Source organism: Thioclava atlantica, from assembly GCF_000737065.1.
GTDB lineage: Bacteria > Pseudomonadota > Alphaproteobacteria > Rhodobacterales > Rhodobacteraceae > Thioclava > Thioclava atlantica.
This window is the reverse complement of record NZ_AQRC01000001.1, coordinates 292,801-309,048: the sequence shown is the minus strand read 5'-3', so window position 1 is coordinate 309,048 and position 16,248 is coordinate 292,801. Positions and strand designations below refer to the sequence as shown.

Genomic DNA, 16,248 nt, shown 5'->3' with positions numbered 1-16,248 from the left:
GCGACATGAAACCCACCCTGATGCTTGCGGGAGCCCTGAGCCTGATCGCCACGATGGCGGCGGCCCAGGACAAGCCCGTGCTCACCGTCTATGCGCCCGATTACTTCACCTCCGAATGGGGCCCCGGCCCCGCGATCGAGAAAGGGTTCGAGGCGCGCTGCGGCTGCGATCTGAAATTCGTGGCCGGCGACGTGCTGCCCCGGGTGATGCTCGAGGGCGACAAGACGCAGGCCGACGTGGTGATCGGCCTCAACACCGACGTCACCGCCAAGGCACGCGCCACCGGCCTCTTCGCGCCCCATAACGAGGATCTCTCGGGCCTCACCATGCCGGTGCAATGGACCGACCCGGTCTTCCTGCCCTTCGACTGGTCGGACCTCGCCTTCGTCTATGACAAGACCAAGCTGAAGAATCCGCCGAAGAGCTTCGAGGACCTGCTCGACGCGCCCAAGGATGCCTACAAGATCGTCATCGAGGATCCGCGCAGCTCGATCGCGGGGCTGTCGCTGCTGCTCTGGGTGAAGGACATCTACGGCGACAAGGCCGAGGCCGCGTGGGAGAAGCTCGCCCCCAAGGTGCTGACCGTGACGCCGGGCTGGTCCGAGGCCTATGGCATGTTCACCGATGGCGAGGCCGATATGGTGCTGAGCTACGTCACCTCGCCCGCCTATCACATCATCGCCGAGCAGGATGACAGCAAGGCCGCGGCGATCTTCCCCGAGGGCCATTACTTCACCCCCGAACTCGCCGCCCAGCTCAAGACGTCTAAACATCCCGAACTCGCCCAGCAGTTCATGGATTACATCCTGAGCCCGGAATTCCAGAAGATGATCGTGACCGCGAACTGGTCCTTCCCGGTCAAGCTGCCCCATGACCAGCTCCCCGAGGTCTTCCAGAACCTGCCGATGCCCTCCAAGACCCTCTACCTCAGCGAGACCGAGGCCGAGAAGCTGCGCGGTCCCGCGCTCGAGGAATGGCAGCGCGCCTTCGCGAAATAAGCCGCTTCCCGGCAGCGGCAGCGATCGCGGGCGCGGTGCTGGCCGCGCTCGTGCTGGGCACGCTGGCGGCGGTCGCGATCCGTGCGGGCGGGCTTTCGGGGCTGCGCGCCACGGATCTTGCCGCGATCCGCTTCACGCTCTGGCAGGCGGCGCTCTCGGCGCTGATCTCCTGCGCCCTCGCGATCCCGGTCGCGCGCGCACTCCATCGCCGCCGCTTTCCGGGGCGGGGCCTGCTGATCTCGCTGCTCGGCGCGCCTTTCATCCTGCCGGTGATCGTCGCCGTCTTCGGGCTGATCGCGGTCTTCGGGCGGCGCGGTCTCGTCAATGCCGCGCTCGCGCCGCTCGGGATCGACCCGATCTCGATCTACGGGGCACAAGGGGTGATCACCGCGCATGTCTTCTTCAACCTGCCGCTCGCGACGCGGATGATCCTGCATGGCTGGCAGGCGATCCCCTCCGAGCGGTTGCGCCTTGCCGCCAGCCTTGGCTTCGGCCCCGCCGATGTCACCCGCCATCTCGAACGACCGATGCTGCGCGCGGTGCTGCCCGGCGCCTTCCTCGCGATCTTCCTCGTCTGCCTGACCTCCTTCGCCGTGGCGCTGACGCTGGGCGGCGGCCCGCGCGCGACCACGGTCGAACTGGCGATCTATCAGGCCTTCCGCTTCGATTTCGACATGGGACGCGCGGCGAGCCTTGCCCTGGTCCAGGTGGCGATCTCGGTCGCGGCGCTCCTGATCGCGGCCCGCGTGACGCTGCCCAGCGAATTCGGCGCCGGACAGGACCGGGCCACCCCGCCGATCGGTCAGCTTGCGGGCGGCAGGAGCCGTGCCGCGATCGACGCGCTCGCGATCACTCTGGCCGCGGCCTTCCTCCTCGCCCCGATCGGCGCGGTCTTCGCCCGCGGCCTGCCCGCGATCACCTCCCTGCCCGAGATGGTCTGGCCCGCGACGCTGACCTCGCTGGCGATCGCGCTCGCCTCGGCTCTGATCACGCTGGCGACCGCACTGCCGCTCGCGCTGGCCGCGACCCGCTACCGGGTGGCCGAGATCGCGGCGATGCTGCCGATGACCGCCTCGGCGCTGGTGATGGGGACCGGGGCCTTTCTGATCGCGCGCCCCTTCGTGAACCCGACCAGCCTGGCCCTGCCGATGGTGCTGCTGACCAACGCGGCGCTCTCGGTGCCCTTCGCCGCCCGGATCCTGATGCCCGAGATCCGCACGCTCCAGGCCGATTACGACCGTCTCGCCGCCTCGCTCGGGCTCGCAGGTCTCGCCCGGTTGCGGCTGCTGACCCTGCCGCGCCTCGCCCGGCCCCTGGGCTTCTCGGCGGGGCTAGCGGCGGCCTTCTCGATGGGTGATCTGGGCGTCATCACGCTGTTCTCCGACGGGCAGACCCGGACCTTGCCGCTGGCGCTGTTCCAGCTCATGGGCTCCTATCGGATGGATCAGGCGGCCGGAGCGGCGACGCTGCTCCTGAGTCTCACCTTCGCCCTGTTCTGGGCGCTCGACCGTGCAGGGCATCATGCTGACCCTCGATGAAATCCGGATCGACCTCGACGGGTTCCGCCTGAGCGCCGATCTCTCGATCCCCGCGGGCGCGCGGGTGGCGCTCATGGGCCCCTCGGGGGCGGGAAAATCGACGCTGCTCTCGGTGATCGCCGGGTTTCTTGCCCCCAGCAGGGGGCGCGTTCTCTGGCAGGAAACCGAGATCACCCGCACCCCGCCCGGCGCCCGGCCGCTCTCGATCCTGTTCCAGGACCAGAACCTCTTTCCGCATCTGAGCGTCGCGCGCAATCTCGCGCTCGGGCTGAACCCGAAGGGCAAGATCTCGGGTGCGGATCAGTCACGCATCGAGACCGCGCTGGACCGCGTGGGGCTCGCGGGGCTCGGCGCGCGCAAACCGGGCCAGCTCTCGGGCGGACAGCAAAGCCGCGCGGCGCTGGCCCGCGCGCTCCTGCGCGCCCGCCCGATCCTGCTGCTCGACGAGCCCTTCGCCGCGCTCGGCCCCGCCCTCAAGGCGGAGATGCTGGCCCTCGTGGACGAGATCGCGCGCGAACAGGGCACGACCGTGCTCATGGTCAGCCACGACCCCGAGGACGCCCGCGCGCTGTGCCCGCAGACCGTGCTCGTCGCAGAAGGGCGGGCACATCCGCCGCAGGACACGGCGCGGCTCCTCGCAGAGCCGCCGCCCGCGCTGCGAGCCTATCTGGGCGGATAGGGTTCAGCCCCTCCGCCCAGCGGCGCTTTCCCCCGGGATACCCGGCCCAAGACAAATCCGGAGCCGGTCTTCCTCTTGAGGCAAATATCCCGGGGGTCCGGGGGCAGAGCCCCCGGCCTCGGCCTCAGTAGATCACCACCGAGCGGATCGATTCGCCCGCATGCATCAGGTCGAAGGCCTTGTTGATGTCTTCGAGCGGCATGGTGTGGGTGATCATCGAGTCGATCTCGATCTTGTCGTTCATGTACCATTCAACGAATTTCGGCACATCGGTCCGCCCCTTCGCACCGCCGAAAGCCGTGCCTTTCCAGGTACGCCCGGTGACCAGCTGGAAGGGACGGGTCGAGATCTCGGCCCCCGCCGGCGCGACGCCGATGATCACCGACACGCCCCAGCCGCGATGCGAGCATTCGAGCGCGTCGCGCATCACCTTGACGTTGCCGGTCGCGTCGAAGGAATAGTCCACCCCGCCGATCTGGTCGCGCTCGGTCTTGGTCAGGTTGACGATCTCCTGCGTGACCGAGTGATCGAGCTTCGAGGGGTTCACGAAATGGGTCATGCCGAACTTGCGCGCCATTTCTTCCTTCGAGTCGTTCAGGTCGACACCGATGATCATGTCCGCGCCCGCCATGCGCAGGCCCTGGATCACGTTCAGCCCGATCCCGCCGAGGCCGAACACGGCGGCGGTCGAGCCGATCTCGACCCCGGCGGTGTTGATCACCGCGCCGATGCCGGTGGTCACGCCGCAGCCGATATAGCAGATCTTGTCGAAGGGCGCATCGTCACGCACCTTGGCGAGCGCGATCTCGGGCATCACCGTGTGATTGGCGAAGGTCGAGCAGCCCATGTAGTGATAGATCGGCGTGCCATCGAGCATCTTGAAGCGCGTCGTGCCGTCGGGCATCAGGCCCTGGCCCTGGGTGTTGCGGATCGCGGTGCACAGGTTGGTCTTGCCCGACAGGCAGGACGGGCATTCGCGGCATTCGGGCGTGTAGAGCGGGATCACGTGATCGCCGGGCTTGAGCGTGGTCACGCCCTCGCCCACTTCGAGCACCACGCCCGCGCCTTCATGGCCGAGGATCGTCGGGAAGATCCCCTCGGGGTCGGCGCCCGAGCGGGTGAATTCATCGGTATGGCAGATCCCGGTCGCCTTGATTTCGACCAGAACTTCGCCGGCTTTCGGGCCGTCGAGCTCCACTTCCATGATCTCAAGCGGTTTACCGGCTTCGAGCGCGACTGCGGCACGGGTTCTCATGGACACTTCCTCTTTGTATAAATTCGCACAGAGCCTGCGCCATCGGCGCGTCCTTTGCAACGAAGGGTATGACATGTTGATGCGTTTCCCCGCCTTGGCGAGCATTCTGGCGCTCGCGGCGTGCACTCCCACCGGTCCGATGGACGGCATGCCTGCTCCGGCGGAGACCGGCGCGGCTTCACATATGACGCCGGCGGTCACGGTCAATGCCGGCGGGCTCGAAGAGCGCGAACCCGATACCTGCGGTGCGGTCAATTACATCTCGGTGCTGGGGCAGCCTGCGGCGCAGATCGCGGCGCTCTCGATCGACCGACCCTACCGAATCGTCGAGTGGCGCGGGGTCGAGGATCAGATCTACAACCCGCAACGCGTGGTGTTCCGGCTCGATGCGCGCGGAAACGTCTTCAATATCGATTGCGGCTGAGAGAACCCCGGCGGCGCACGCTGCGAACAGCGCCACCGCCGGGACCGAACCCGGCACGATGGCTTCAACGTCAGGAACGCTGAAGAATATCGTGCCTTTTGCAGAAAGTGCTCCGACGGTGCGAGCTGGGTGGGGGCTGTTGACCGCACCGCCGGAGCTGTCAGCGTTTTCCGCTTGAGGCCTTTATCGCGCGAAATCGGGGCAGGAAGACGCGCGAATTGCGGCATTTCCGAGGCAAAGGGTTAACGCGCGGGCTCCTCGGGAGGCCTGCGCATGCCCTTGATTTGCCCCGCCCGCGATGTACCATTCACAAATGACGGTTCAGACGCCGACCCCTTTTCCCGCCCCTTCCGGCCAGCCCCAGCAGGTTGCATTCGACCGCGCGGAGCTCTCGGCAATTCTGTCGCTCTACGGCCGCATGGTCGCGGCGGGCGAATGGCGCGATTACGGGATGAGCTTCCTGCGCGACGTGGCGATCTTCTCGATCTTCCGCCGCACGGCCGAGGTCCCCGTCTACCGAATCGAGAAGCGACCCGCCCTGCGCAACAAGCAGGGGCAATATGCGGTGATCGGCCAGCAGGGCCAGATCCTGCGGCGCGGCCATGATCTGCGAACCGTCCTGCGGGTACTCGAACGCAAGCTGATCCGCTCGATCGAGTGACGCGACAGGAGCGCTTGCATCACGCACACGCCCGCAGCACCCTCGGCCCGAGCCAATCCCATGGAGAAGAGAGATGCGCATTTCCCTCACCGCCGCGCTGCTGATGGCGACCGCGATCCCGGCGCTGGCCGACACGATCGAATCGCCGGGCAAGATCACCGCCGTCACCCTCTACCCGCATGGGGCGCAGGTGGTGCGGCAGGTCCGCATCGACGCCCCCGAAGGCACGCATGAGCTTCTCGTGCCGGGGCTGCCCGAAAACACCCGGATCTCGACATTGCGGCTCTCGGGCGAAGGGGTGAGCGTCGGGGCAGCCAGTCTGATCTCGGGGCGCGCGCCCGCGCTCTCGGATCAGCCCTCGCCGCAGGTCGAAGCGGCCAGGGCTGCACTGGATGCGGCACAGGAGGCTCTGGCCACGCAACAGGACGCGGTCGCGGCGATCCGGGCCAAGGCCGAGGCCGCGCGCGACGAAATCGAGTTCCTCAAGAGCACCCGGCCGCAGATCACCGATCCGGCCCAGATCAAGGCGCTCGCGCAAGGCGTGCGCGAGCAGATCCTCGCTGCGAACCAGCGCGCCATCGAAGCCGAGGCCGAGGCGCGCCGGGCCGAGGCCGGGCTCGCCCCCTACAAGGAGGCGGTGAAGAAGGCGCAGGCGGCGCTCGATGCGCTTCTCAACCCCGCAAAGGATCACGACGTCCTGCGCGCAAGCATTCAGGGCAAGGGCACGCTCACGATCACTTCCTTCGTGGAGGATGCCGGCTGGCAGCCCTCCTATGACCTGCGGCTCGACAAGGCGGCGGGAGAGGTCGACATGGCGCGCTTCGTCTCGATCCATCAGGCGACGGGGGAAGACTGGCAGGGGGTGGACCTGACGCTGTCGACTGCGCGTCCCGGCGGGCAGGCGGCCCCCACGCCGGTCTATCCGCGCCTCGTGCGCATCGGGCCGCCGCTGATGGCCGTGCCTGCTCCCAAGACCTTCGCCCGCACCGAGGCGGCCCCGCAGGCCGCCGAGACCGCTTTGAGCGATCAGGCGGGCCTTCAGATGCAGGGCGAGACGGTGACCTATCACTATCCCCAGCCGGTCACGATCCGCGACGGGGTGGACGACCTGCGGCTCAGCCTCGACAGCAAGACCCTCCCGGTCGAGGTCGTCGCCGAGGCTGCGCCGCTATCGGACCCTCAGGCCTATCGCGTCGCCGAGGGGAGGAATACGACGGGCGAGATCCTGCTGCCGGGGCCGGCCAATCTTTTCGCCGACGGGGCGCTGGTCGGGCAGACCCACCTGCCGCTGGTCGCCGCCGGGGATGATCTCGAACTGGGCTTCGGCCCGATTGAGGGGATCCGCGTCGCGCGCCGGATGCCGGACACGATGGAGGGCGACCGCGGCCTCATCACTAAGTCGAACGAACGCCGGGAAATCGTCGAGATCGAGTTGCGCAATCTCACCGGGCAGGACTGGCCGATGCGGGTGATCGACCGCGTGCCCTATTCCGAACAGGAAGACCTGAAGATCTCCAGCAAGGCCACGCCGCCCGCAACCCAGACCGATTACGATCACAAGCGCGGCGTGCTCGCATGGAAATTCGATCTCCCCGCGGGCCAGACGAAGACGCTGCGCACCGAGACGACGATCGGCTGGCCGGCCGATCAGATCCTGCGCTGAGCGGGGACGTCAGGCGGCATCCTCTCGTCCGGTAACACCGGTATTGCCGCGCAGTGTCTGGAAGCTGAGGGGGGCCGTCGCGCCCCCTGGATGCCCCGGAAAGGGCGCGCGAAAGCGCAGCACGAGGTCTGCAAGACGCACCCCCACCACCTCGCCCGCGAGCAGGTAGCGGTTTGCGGGCCAGTCATGCACTGCGAGCGCCCCGCCCCTGCCCTGCCGCAGCACGAAGCCAACACTCCGCAACCGGCGCTGCAGATCGAGCCAGTCCCGCGCGGAAGCGAGCGCGGCGCGCATGGCATCGCGCGCCTCGCTCTCCCTCGACGATCCGGCAAGGTGATCGAGCCCCGCCCGCAGCGCATGACGGGCAGCTTCCGCAGGCGGGAGATCCGCGGCCCGCGCCGCCCGGGAGATGGCGTCGATCAGGTCGGCGGGCAGGCGCAAGGAGACGAGACGGTCACGGGTCATGCCCGCGATCATCGCCGATCGCGCTTAACAGCGCGTGAAGCGGCGCCTGCCCGCCGTCCTGTCAGATCAGTTCGAACTGGTCGCTGTCCGAGTCGTATTGCTCGAGCGTGCCCTCGCCGATGTCATGGCGCAGCCCGTGCAGCGTCATCCGGTCGGCGTCGAGCGCCTCGCGCACGAACGGGAAGGTCATCAGGTTCTCGAGGCTCACCTTGACCGCTTCGCGCTCGAGCGCGACGATCTGTTGCTCGGCCGGCAGTTCCAGCACGCGCTCGTAGCCGGGCCGCAGCAGGTTGAGCCAGGTCCCGACGAAGGAGCTCTTCTCTTCCAGCTCCGGCGCCTCGCCCGCACACATGGCATGGCAGCCCGCGACGCCGCCGCAGCTCGAATGGCCCAGGACGATCAGATGCGCGACCTTGAGATTCTTCACCGCATATTCGATCGCGGCCGAGGTGCCGTGGTGGTCGCCGTCGGGGGTGAATTCGGGCACCAGGTTCGCGATGTTGCGGTGGATGAAGAACTCGCCCTGATCCGCGCCGAACATCGAGGTGACATGCACGCGCGAGTCGCAGCAGGCGATAATCATCGAGCGCGGACGTTGCCCCTCTTCGGCCAGGCGGCGATACCAGGCCCGGTTCTCCGCATAGGACGTGGCGTGCCAGCCCTGATACCGGCTCACCAGATAGCTGGGCAACGGTTTGACATGCTCTCTCATCTGAACCTCGCGTTTTTCATCAGCTGTTCCCGCAGCGTCAAATAGCGCGCGTGCTCGGAGGTTTCGAGAGATTTTTCGGCATCGCTCAACGGAATCTTGAAGATTTCGCCGCAGTCTGGCGAGCGGGTGAATTCAGAAGACCGGGATGAGGTGGCGGGGTGACAGGAATTTCACGCTTGCGGTGCCGCGAGGTGGTGGGGGTCGATCCCGCGCGGCTTCTCGTGCTCTATGAGGAACTCGGAGAGAGCGAGGCCGAGGAGGTCATCGCCACGGCGATGGAGGATCTGGCCTTCCATCTGAGCATGATCGACGAGGCGAGCCGGATCGGGCACCGATCGCATCTGCGCCTCGCGCTGCCCGAGGTCGCGACGCTTGCCGAAAGCGTGGGCCTGACCGCCCTCGCCCGCGTGGCGGAGGATCTTTGCGATTGCGTGGCGCAGGGCGACCCGGTGGCCGAGGCCGCGATCATGGCGCGGCTCAACCGGATCGCAGAGCGCGCATTGACCGAGGTCTGGGATCTGGACGCTCCGCCCGCGTGATCGGGACTTGCGGGCACGGATGCCGGCGCTAGGCTCTGGCCCGACCGATGACCCGAGGAGCCGCGATGCCTGCCGAATTCCCCTTTCTCGCCGACCGCCCCGCCATGCGCTTTGCCGCGACCGGGGCCACGTCTCGTCCGTTGCGTCTCGTCGCTCCCGACGGGATCGAGGCGGCGCTCGACGATCTGCCGCCCGCGCAGGCGGCCTTTGTGCGCGCCCAGGGCTTCAAGGCGGGCGCCGGAGAGCTTGCGCTTCTGCCCGGCGATGACGGGGTGAGCGGCGCGCTTCTCGGTCTCGGCACGCCCGAACGCCGTGCGCGCTTGCGGTTTGCACTCGCCCGCGCCGCGGGCGATCTGCCCGAAGGGGCCTGGCATCTCGCCGGGGAAATCGACCCGCAACTGGCCGAGGAAACTGCGCTCGGCTGGCTTCTCGCAGGCTACCGCTTCGCCCGCTACGCCGAGGCCGCGCCCCCGAAGGCCCGCCTCGTCTGCCCCGAGGGTCTCGACCGGGTCCGGCTCGAAGCGATTGCCGAAGGCGAGGCCTTCACCCGCGACCTGATCAACACGCCTGCCTCCGACATGGGGCCGGACGAGCTTGAAGGCGCGGCGCGCCTGCTGGCCGAACGGCACGGGGCGCAGGTCTCGGTGATCGCGGGCGAGGAGCTTCTCGCGCATAACTTCCCGATGATCCATGCGGTGGGCCGCGCCTCGCCGCGCGCGCCCCGGCTGATCGAGTTGAACTGGGGCGGCGACGGCCCGGCGCTGACGCTGGTCGGCAAGGGGGTCTGCTTCGACACCGGCGGGCTCAACCTCAAGCCCGGCGCCTCGATGGGGCTGATGAAGAAGGATATGGGCGGCGCTGCGACCGTGCTGGGGCTCGCGCATATGGTCATGGCGACGGGCGCGCGGCTGCGGCTGCGGGTGCTGATCCCGGCGGTGGAGAACTCGGTTTCGGGGGCGAGCTTCCGACCCGGCGATATCCTCACCAGCCGCAAGGGACTGAGCGTCGAGGTCAACAACACCGATGCCGAAGGGCGGCTGGTGCTGGCCGATGCGCTGGCTCTCGCCGATGAGGCCAGGCCCGACCTGATGATCTGCATGGCGACGCTGACCGGGGCGGCGCGGGTGGCGCTCGGGCCCGATCTTCCGCCCTTCTACACCGATGACACAGGCGTGGCGGCAGCGCTGGCCGAGGCTTCCGAAGCGGTCGCCGACCCGCTCTGGCGGATGCCGTTCTGGGCCCCTTACGAATCCAAGATCGAACCCGGCATCGCCGATCTCGACAATGCGCCTTCGGGCGGGATGGCGGGCTCGATCACCGCCGCGCTCTTCCTGCGCCGTTTCGTGACCGAGACCCCGCGCTTCGCCCATTTCGACATCTATGGCTGGCAGCCGGCCGCTGCGCCCGCCCGCCCCAAGGGCGGGGTCGGACAGGGCGCCCGGGCGATCCTCGCCGCGCTGCCGAAGGTGCTGGGATGAGCGATCGCCGCCGCCTGCCCTATTCCGGCGAGATCGCGCTCGAGACCCTGCGCGGCCGGATCGAGGCCGCCCGTTTCACCAACGGCGCCCCCGCGAGGGTGATCGCGCCGGTCACCGATCTCTGCCCCGATCCGGGCAGCTTGCGCGACAGGCAACTCATCTTCGGCGCAGAAGTGACGATGATCGACCGGCGCGGGGATCATACCTTCGTGCAGTCGGCCTGGGACGGCTATTGCGGCTGGGTCGCGGATGCGGTCCTCGGCGCGCCGGTTGGGGCGACCCATGTGGTCAGCGCGCCCGCCACCCATCTCTACCGCGAGCCTTCCATCAAGCGCGGCGAGGTGATGGCGCTGTCGATGGGCGCGCGGCTGGAGGTGACGGGCGAAGAGGGCATGTTCGCGGTGACGCCGCTGGGCTTTGTCCCGCGCCAGCACCTACGCCCCCTCGACGCGCCCGAAGCCGATCCGGTCACGGTGGCCGAGCGGCTGCTGGGCACGCCCTATCTGTGGGGCGGGAACGGGCGCGACGGGATCGACTGCTCGGGGCTCGTTCAGCTGGGCTTTGCGCTTTGCGGCCGCGCGGCGCCGGGCGACAGCGACATGCAATGGGCGGAACTGGGCGAGGTTCTGCCCCCCGGCGCGCCGCTTCAGCGCGGCGATCTTCTGTTCTGGAAGGGCCATGTGGCACTTGCCTGCGACGCGGAGCGGATGATCCATGCCAACGGCAACACGATGAGCGTGGCTCTCGAGGGGATCGAGGCCGCCAAGACCCGGATCGAGGCCGCGGGCGAAGGGCCGTATCTCGGCGTGAAGCGGCCCTGAGGGCGCGAAATTTGCCCCCGGGCGCGGCCCCTTCGCGCCAAAGAAAAGCGCCCGGCCTTTCGGACCGGGCGCTTTCGATTTCTCACAGGGGCGGGGTTCAGCCCTTCTTCAGGCAGCGCTTGCCCAGCGTCTCGGCGATCTGAACGGCGTTCAGCGCCGCGCCCTTGCGCAGGTTGTCGGACACGCACCAGAGGTTCAGGCCGTTCTCGATGGTCGAATCCTGACGGATCCGCGAGATGAAGGTGGCGAAATCGCCGACGCATTCGACCGGGGTGACGTAGCCGCCGTCTTCACGCTTGTCGACGACCAGGATGCCCGGCGCCTCGCGCAGGATGTCGCGCGCTTCGTCCTCGTCGAGGAATTCCTCGAACTCGATGTTGATCGCTTCCGAATGGCCCACGAAGACCGGCACGCGCACGCAGGTCGCGGTCAGCTTGATCGAGGGATCGACGATCTTCTTCGTCTCGGCGACCATCTTCCACTCTTCCTTGGTGGAGCCGTCGTCGAGGAACACGTCGATATGCGGGATCACGTTGAAGGCGATCTGCTTCGGGTAGACCTTCGGATCGACCTCCTGACCCGGCACATACATGCCCTTGGTCTGGTTCCACAGCTCGTCGATCGCGTCCTTGCCCGAGCCGGACACCGACTGGTAGGTCGAGACCACGACGCGCTTGATCTTGGCGCGGTCATGCAGCGGCTTGAGCGCCACGACCATCTGCGCGGTCGAGCAGTTCGGGTTCGCGATGATGTTTTTCTTGGTGTAGCCGTCCACCGCCTCGGGGTTCACTTCCGGAACCACGAGCGGCACGTCGGGATCGTAGCGGTAGAGCGACGAGTTATCGATCACCACGCAGCCCTGTGCGGCCGCGATGGGGGCGTATTTCTTCGTGGCTTCCGACCCGATCGCGAAGAGCGCGATGTCGTAGCCCGAGAAATCGAAGCCCTCGATATCCTTGGTCTTGAGGGTCTTGTCGCCAAAGCTGACCTCGGTGCCGAGCGACCGGCGCGAGGCGAGCGCGGCGATCTCATCGACCGGGAACTGGCGCTCAGCCAGGATGTTCAGCATTTCGCGGCCCACATTGCCCGTGGCACCCGCAACGACGACTTTATAGCCCATCAGGACCTCCTTGCTCAAAAAAGAACGCGGCTTACTACCGCTTTGCTCACGGAAATGAAAGGGGTTCGTGGCGGATCAGTTCCGAATGATGCGCGGATCGCGGGCCAGAAGCGCGCCCACCAGCGCGGCTTCGGCGGCGAAATCATGCGGCACCTTCTCGGCCGTGCGCCGCCCCGAAAGCGAGAGCGAGGCGAAGAAATCGAAGCCATAGAGGTCGAGCCGCGCCAGATCCGAGCGCGCGAGCATCTCGATGAGCATCGCTCCTGTCGTGGGCTGGGCCCCGAGTTTCGCCTTGAGCGCCTCGTATTCGGCCAGCGGATGCAGATAGAAGCCGGGGCTGGTGGCGGTGGCCCAGTCGAGCCGCTTGCGCTTGTGGCTCATCCAGAGATAGCGCCCCGCCCCGATCCGCGCCCGATCCGCCTGCGGCAGCGCGGTCGCGAGCGCCAGCCAGTCGGTGCGCGTGCCATGGCTTTCGGGCGCGGGCATCGGCGCACGGTTGATGCGGATCACCACGTCATGGGCGTCGATCTCCGGCCCCGCCGCCCCGACCGCCAACGCGCGCGCATTGCCAACAAGCGCCACAGTCTTCCCCGCAAGATCGCCCAGCAGCGCCGATTGCGAGACCGAGAGCGCCACGAGCGGGTCCTCGCGGCGCAGGGTCCGGTTGAGATAGAAGCCGAGCCTCGTCATGGCGCCCTTCTAGCCCAAGCCGTCGCCGGTGTCGCGGGCGAAGATGTAAAAGGCCAGCCCGATCACCACCGGCACGAGGAAGAAGGCGAAGAGGAGCCCATAAGAGGCCCCCGTCGCATGGCCCGCCGAGGCCGCATCGAAGACCGGCCGGGAGGCGAATTGCATCGCCGCCACCCCGGTGATCGAGAACATGTTGTGCAGCGTCACCCCCCGCCCCGTCAGATGCGGCGGGTAGAAGCTGCGCCCATGCGCCATGATCACCGGGAACGAGGCTCCGAAGAAGCCGATCGCGGCGAGCAGCGCGGTGGCGAGCCAGAGCGACTGCCCCGGCACCAGCCACAGCCCCGCGAGCGCCAGCGCCAGCACCGAATTGCCCCAGAACGCCACACGCTTGTGGCTGCCGAGGATCTTGTCGGCCGGCCCGTAGGCGAAATTTCCCGCGATCATCGCGAGGCCCATGACCAGCGTGACCCGCCCGATCAGATGGGCATCCGCGCCGAAGACATCCGCCAGATAGGGTCCGGCCCAGACGCCGCGAATGCCGGCGGCGGCGGTGTAATTCGCCATCGTCAGCGGCAGCAGCATCCAGAAGCCCGGCAGGCGCAGCACGTCGAGCGCGGTGCCGCGCCGTCCGGCGGGCTGCTCGACCCGCGCGGGATCGCGCGCGAAGATCAGGATCAGGGCGGAGACGGCCAGCGTGAGCGCCGCCAGCGCCCAAAGCGTCGGGCGCCACCCGAACGCGTCGATCGCGGCGGCGAGCGGCGCGGCGCCGGCGAGGTTCCCGAGGCTTCCCACCCCGATCATCGAGGCCGCGAGCGTTCCGAACAGTGCGGGCGCGAAGCTGCGTGCGAAGATGAAATAGCTCCCCACGAGAACCGGCGCGCAGCCCGCCCCGATCAAGATCATCGCCAGATGCACTCCGAGCGGCCCCTGCGCCATCGCGAAGACCGCAGCGCCCCCACCGCCGCCCAGCCCGAGCACCACCCCCACCGTGCGGCGCGGCCCGAGCCGGTCGAGCGCCTCGCCGATCGGGATCTGCAAGAGCGCGAAGGCCGCGTACCAGAGACCCAGCGACACCGCGAGATCGCCCGCACTCACTCCGATCTCGGCATTGAGGACCGGTGTCAGAACCGCGAGGCAGGTGCGGTAGAACTGGCTGAGAAGATAGGCCGCCACGAGGCAGGCGATCGAGACATACATGGCGGCTCCGGCTGGCGCTGCGCGTCAAGCTGACCGAAGCGGGATGCGAGTTCAAGCCCCCGTGAAGCCACGCCTCTTGCCAAGGAAATGCCGAGCGCTCAGGATGATGGGGGAACGCGCGAAATGGGCGAAGGAGCACCGCGAGATGGAACTCAGCCGGCTGATGCTGCGCCTCTATTACGGCGAGGCGATGCTGGGACCGGGCAAGGTTCGCCTGCTCGAGGAAATCGCGCGCGAGGGCTCGATCTCCGCCGCGGGCCGGGCGATGAAGATGAGCTATAAACGCGCCTGGTCCCTCGTCGAGGAAATGAATGCGGGGTTTCGCGTGCCGCTGGTGGAAAGCTCGCGCGGCGGTGCCAGGGGCGGTGGCGCATCGCTGACCCCCGAGGGCGAGGCGGTGCTCGCCGCCTATCGCCGGCTCGAAGAGAAGATCCGCGAGACGGGCGCCGAGGAAATCGCCCGGATCGGCGAGATGATCGGGAAATAGCGCTGCAACAGTTCTACGCGCGCATAAAAAAGCGCGGGGGAATCCCCCCGCGCCCGGTTCTTCCAGTCAGGCCGCGCCTCAGGCGTCGACCGTTTCGGCCTCGCGGGTCTCGACTTTCTTCGCGTCGACCGTCGAGGGGCCGGCGATCTCGATCCGGCGAGGCTTGAGCGCCTCGGGGACTTCGCGCACCAGATCGATATGGAGCATGCCGTCCTCGTGGCTGGCGCCGGTGACCTTCACATGATCGGCAAGCGCGAAGCGGCGCTCGAAGGCGCGGGTCGCGATGCCGCGATGCAGGTAGGTGCGCTCCTGAGTATCCTCGGCCTTGCGGCCGGTCACGATCAGACCGCCTTCCTTGAGTTCGACCGAGAGCTCGTCCGAGCCGAAGCCCGCAACCGCGATCGAGATGCGGTAGGCATTCTCGTCGATCTTCTCGATATTGTAGGGCGGATAGGTCGGCTGGGCGACGTCGGCGGCCAGCACGCGGTCCATCATGTCGGCCACGCGGTCGAAGCCGACGGTGGCACGGTACAGGGGCGAAAGATCAAAGCTTCGCATGTCGTCATCCTCTCTTGAGCGATGTCTGTGAACCCGCCCCTTCGCGGGGCCGGGTAATGGCTGCCGGAACCCTGATCAGGCATCCCGACAATCTAGATCTGGGTAAGCCGCGACAGCGTTTCAAGAGGATCCGCGCGCCCTCAGGGGCGGACGAATTTCGCCCCGCCCGCGCGGATTTCCCTGGTCCCGCTGCGGGTGTCGCGCTGCTCGATCTCCTGGCGCAGATCGGCGACCCCGGAGATCAGCGCCCCGATCGAGATCGGACGTGTGCCGAGCTCCGCCTTGGCCGAGACGATCGAGACGATCCGGGGCTCGCCCGCCGCGAAACTGAATACCGGCGCGCCCGACGCCCCGAAATCCACCGTGCAGTTCATCACCACGGTCGCATCCTCGCGCGAGAGCACGGTGCAGGCGCGTTGCAGCGCCGGGGTCTCCGCATGCCCTTTCGCATAGGAGATCACGCCCACCTCCTCGCCGCTATATGGCACGGCGTCGGAGAGGGCGAAGGGGCGCAGCTGCGGCAGCCGGATCGGCTGCGCCAGCTTGACCAGCGCGAGGTCGAAGGACGAACGCTTCACCCCGATCGGCGCGTCGTAGCGGTAGGAGGGATGGGCGATCGCCCGCGCCACCTTGCGATAGGCATCCGCCCGCCCGTTGCGCCAGCCCGCGAGGAATTCCATCTCCGCGGCGTCGATCATCGCGCCCGTGTGCTTGTCATAGAGGCAATGGGCCGCCGTGAGCACGAGATCCGCTGAGATCAGCGTGCCGGTGCAGAAGCTGCCATGCCCCAGATCGAGCCGTCCGACCGCCTCCCAGCCACGCGTCTGATCGCCGGTCTCGAGCGGCATTGGCGGCGTCACCAGGGGAGCTGCGAACGCAACGCTCCCGGCGGCGCAGGCAGTCAGGACAGCAAGGGCAAGGGCGAAGGCGCGCATCGAAGCTCCGGAAGCTGGGGCGTCG

At 67.9% G+C, this 16,248-nt stretch carries 18 protein-coding genes; 10 read left to right on the top strand and 8 right to left on the bottom strand.

All coding sequences use genetic code 11. The features are described from left to right. Positions 1–5: 5 nt before the first annotated feature. The 3 genes from thiB to DW2_RS01455 are packed head-to-tail and all read left to right on the top strand — an operon-like array spanning position 6 to position 3,215. Positions 6–998 (top strand): thiamine ABC transporter substrate binding subunit, encoded by a 993-nt coding sequence (gene thiB / locus DW2_RS01465; RefSeq protein WP_038142801.1) that lies wholly within the window; start codon positions 6–8, stop codon positions 996–998. Next, positions 974–2,536, top strand: coding sequence for a thiamine/thiamine pyrophosphate ABC transporter permease ThiP (locus DW2_RS01460; RefSeq protein ID WP_051855130.1), 1,563 nt, complete (start codon positions 974–976; stop codon positions 2,534–2,536). Before thiB ends, DW2_RS01460 begins: the two co-directional genes overlap by 25 nt. Beyond that, on the top strand, positions 2,520–3,215 hold the full coding sequence (locus tag DW2_RS01455; protein WP_038142799.1) for a thiamine ABC transporter ATP-binding protein: 696 nt from the start codon (positions 2,520–2,522) through the stop codon (positions 3,213–3,215). Before DW2_RS01460 ends, DW2_RS01455 begins: the two co-directional genes overlap by 17 nt. 124 nt (positions 3,216–3,339) lie before the next feature. Here the strand turns inward: DW2_RS01455 and DW2_RS01450 are convergent, their stop codons facing one another. Continuing rightward, positions 3,340–4,470: an S-(hydroxymethyl)glutathione dehydrogenase/class III alcohol dehydrogenase gene (locus DW2_RS01450; protein WP_038142797.1), complete on the bottom strand. Its 1,131-nt coding sequence runs from the start codon at positions 4,468–4,470 to the stop codon at positions 3,340–3,342. Between the two features lie 73 nt (positions 4,471–4,543). On the opposite strand from DW2_RS01450, the gene DW2_RS01445 reads away from it, so the two are divergent. The 3 genes from DW2_RS01445 to DW2_RS01435 all read left to right on the top strand — a co-directional run bounded on the left by DW2_RS01445 (position 4,544) and on the right by DW2_RS01435 (position 7,218). After that, the gene (locus DW2_RS01445; protein WP_038142794.1) at positions 4,544–4,894 is read left to right on the top strand and encodes a hypothetical protein; all 351 of its coding nucleotides are present in this window, start codon (positions 4,544–4,546) and stop codon (positions 4,892–4,894) included. Positions 4,895–5,207: 313 nt separating this feature from the next. Continuing rightward, entirely contained in the window at positions 5,208–5,555 is a 348-nt protein-coding gene (locus DW2_RS01440; protein WP_038143421.1) for a DUF2794 domain-containing protein, read from the top strand. 73 nt (positions 5,556–5,628) lie between these two features. Then, entirely contained in the window at positions 5,629–7,218 is a 1,590-nt protein-coding gene (locus DW2_RS01435) for a DUF4139 domain-containing protein (protein ID WP_038142791.1), read from the top strand. A 9-nt stretch (positions 7,219–7,227) separates the two neighbouring features. Here DW2_RS01435 and DW2_RS18915 read toward each other — a convergent pair whose 3' ends face one another. Together DW2_RS18915 and DW2_RS01425 are read right to left on the bottom strand one after the other, a co-directional pair. Further along, positions 7,228–7,683 (bottom strand): hypothetical protein, encoded by a 456-nt coding sequence (locus DW2_RS18915; protein WP_156102845.1) that lies wholly within the window; start codon positions 7,681–7,683, stop codon positions 7,228–7,230. Positions 7,684–7,744: 61 nt separating this feature from the next. Continuing rightward, positions 7,745–8,395, bottom strand: a complete 651-nt coding sequence (locus DW2_RS01425) for a carbonic anhydrase (protein WP_038142789.1) — start codon at positions 8,393–8,395, stop codon at positions 7,745–7,747. A 176-nt stretch (positions 8,396–8,571) separates the two neighbouring features. Between DW2_RS01425 and DW2_RS01420 the strand changes: the two genes are divergently transcribed. From DW2_RS01420 to DW2_RS01410, 3 genes are all read left to right on the top strand, one after another. Then, positions 8,572–8,934, top strand: a complete 363-nt coding sequence (locus DW2_RS01420; RefSeq protein WP_051855128.1) for a hypothetical protein — start codon at positions 8,572–8,574, stop codon at positions 8,932–8,934. Between the two features lie 65 nt (positions 8,935–8,999). After that, positions 9,000–10,412, top strand: a complete 1,413-nt coding sequence (locus DW2_RS01415) for a leucyl aminopeptidase family protein (RefSeq protein WP_081874799.1) — start codon at positions 9,000–9,002, stop codon at positions 10,410–10,412. After that, on the top strand, positions 10,409–11,233 hold the full coding sequence (locus DW2_RS01410; RefSeq protein ID WP_038142785.1) for a C40 family peptidase: 825 nt from the start codon (positions 10,409–10,411) through the stop codon (positions 11,231–11,233). Before DW2_RS01415 ends, DW2_RS01410 begins: the two co-directional genes overlap by 4 nt. Before the next feature lie 97 nt (positions 11,234–11,330). On the opposite strand, the gene DW2_RS01405 is transcribed toward DW2_RS01410, so the two are convergent. The 3 genes from DW2_RS01405 to DW2_RS01395 form a co-directional block, all read right to left on the bottom strand. After that, positions 11,331–12,353 (bottom strand): aspartate-semialdehyde dehydrogenase, encoded by a 1,023-nt coding sequence (locus DW2_RS01405; protein ID WP_038142783.1) that lies wholly within the window; start codon positions 12,351–12,353, stop codon positions 11,331–11,333. Between the two features lie 75 nt (positions 12,354–12,428). Continuing rightward, positions 12,429–13,043, bottom strand: a complete 615-nt coding sequence (locus DW2_RS01400) for a glycosyltransferase family 29 protein (protein ID WP_038142781.1) — start codon at positions 13,041–13,043, stop codon at positions 12,429–12,431. 9 nt (positions 13,044–13,052) lie between these two features. Then, complete coding sequence (locus tag DW2_RS01395; RefSeq protein ID WP_038142779.1) at positions 13,053–14,243, bottom strand: MFS transporter; 1,191 nt, start codon at positions 14,241–14,243, stop codon at positions 13,053–13,055. A 103-nt stretch (positions 14,244–14,346) separates the two neighbouring features. On the opposite strand from DW2_RS01395, the gene DW2_RS01390 reads away from it, so the two are divergent. Next, complete coding sequence (locus DW2_RS01390; RefSeq protein ID WP_420340823.1) at positions 14,347–14,730, top strand: winged helix-turn-helix domain-containing protein; 384 nt, start codon at positions 14,347–14,349, stop codon at positions 14,728–14,730. A gap of 78 nt (positions 14,731–14,808) precedes the next feature. Here the strand turns inward: DW2_RS01390 and DW2_RS01385 are convergent, their stop codons facing one another. Beyond that, complete coding sequence (locus DW2_RS01385; RefSeq protein ID WP_038142777.1) at positions 14,809–15,288, bottom strand: Hsp20 family protein; 480 nt, start codon at positions 15,286–15,288, stop codon at positions 14,809–14,811. 140 nt (positions 15,289–15,428) lie between these two features. Then, complete coding sequence (locus DW2_RS01380) at positions 15,429–16,136, bottom strand: trypsin-like serine peptidase (protein WP_238321225.1); 708 nt, start codon at positions 16,134–16,136, stop codon at positions 15,429–15,431. Between the last annotated feature and the right edge of the window lie 112 nt (positions 16,137–16,248).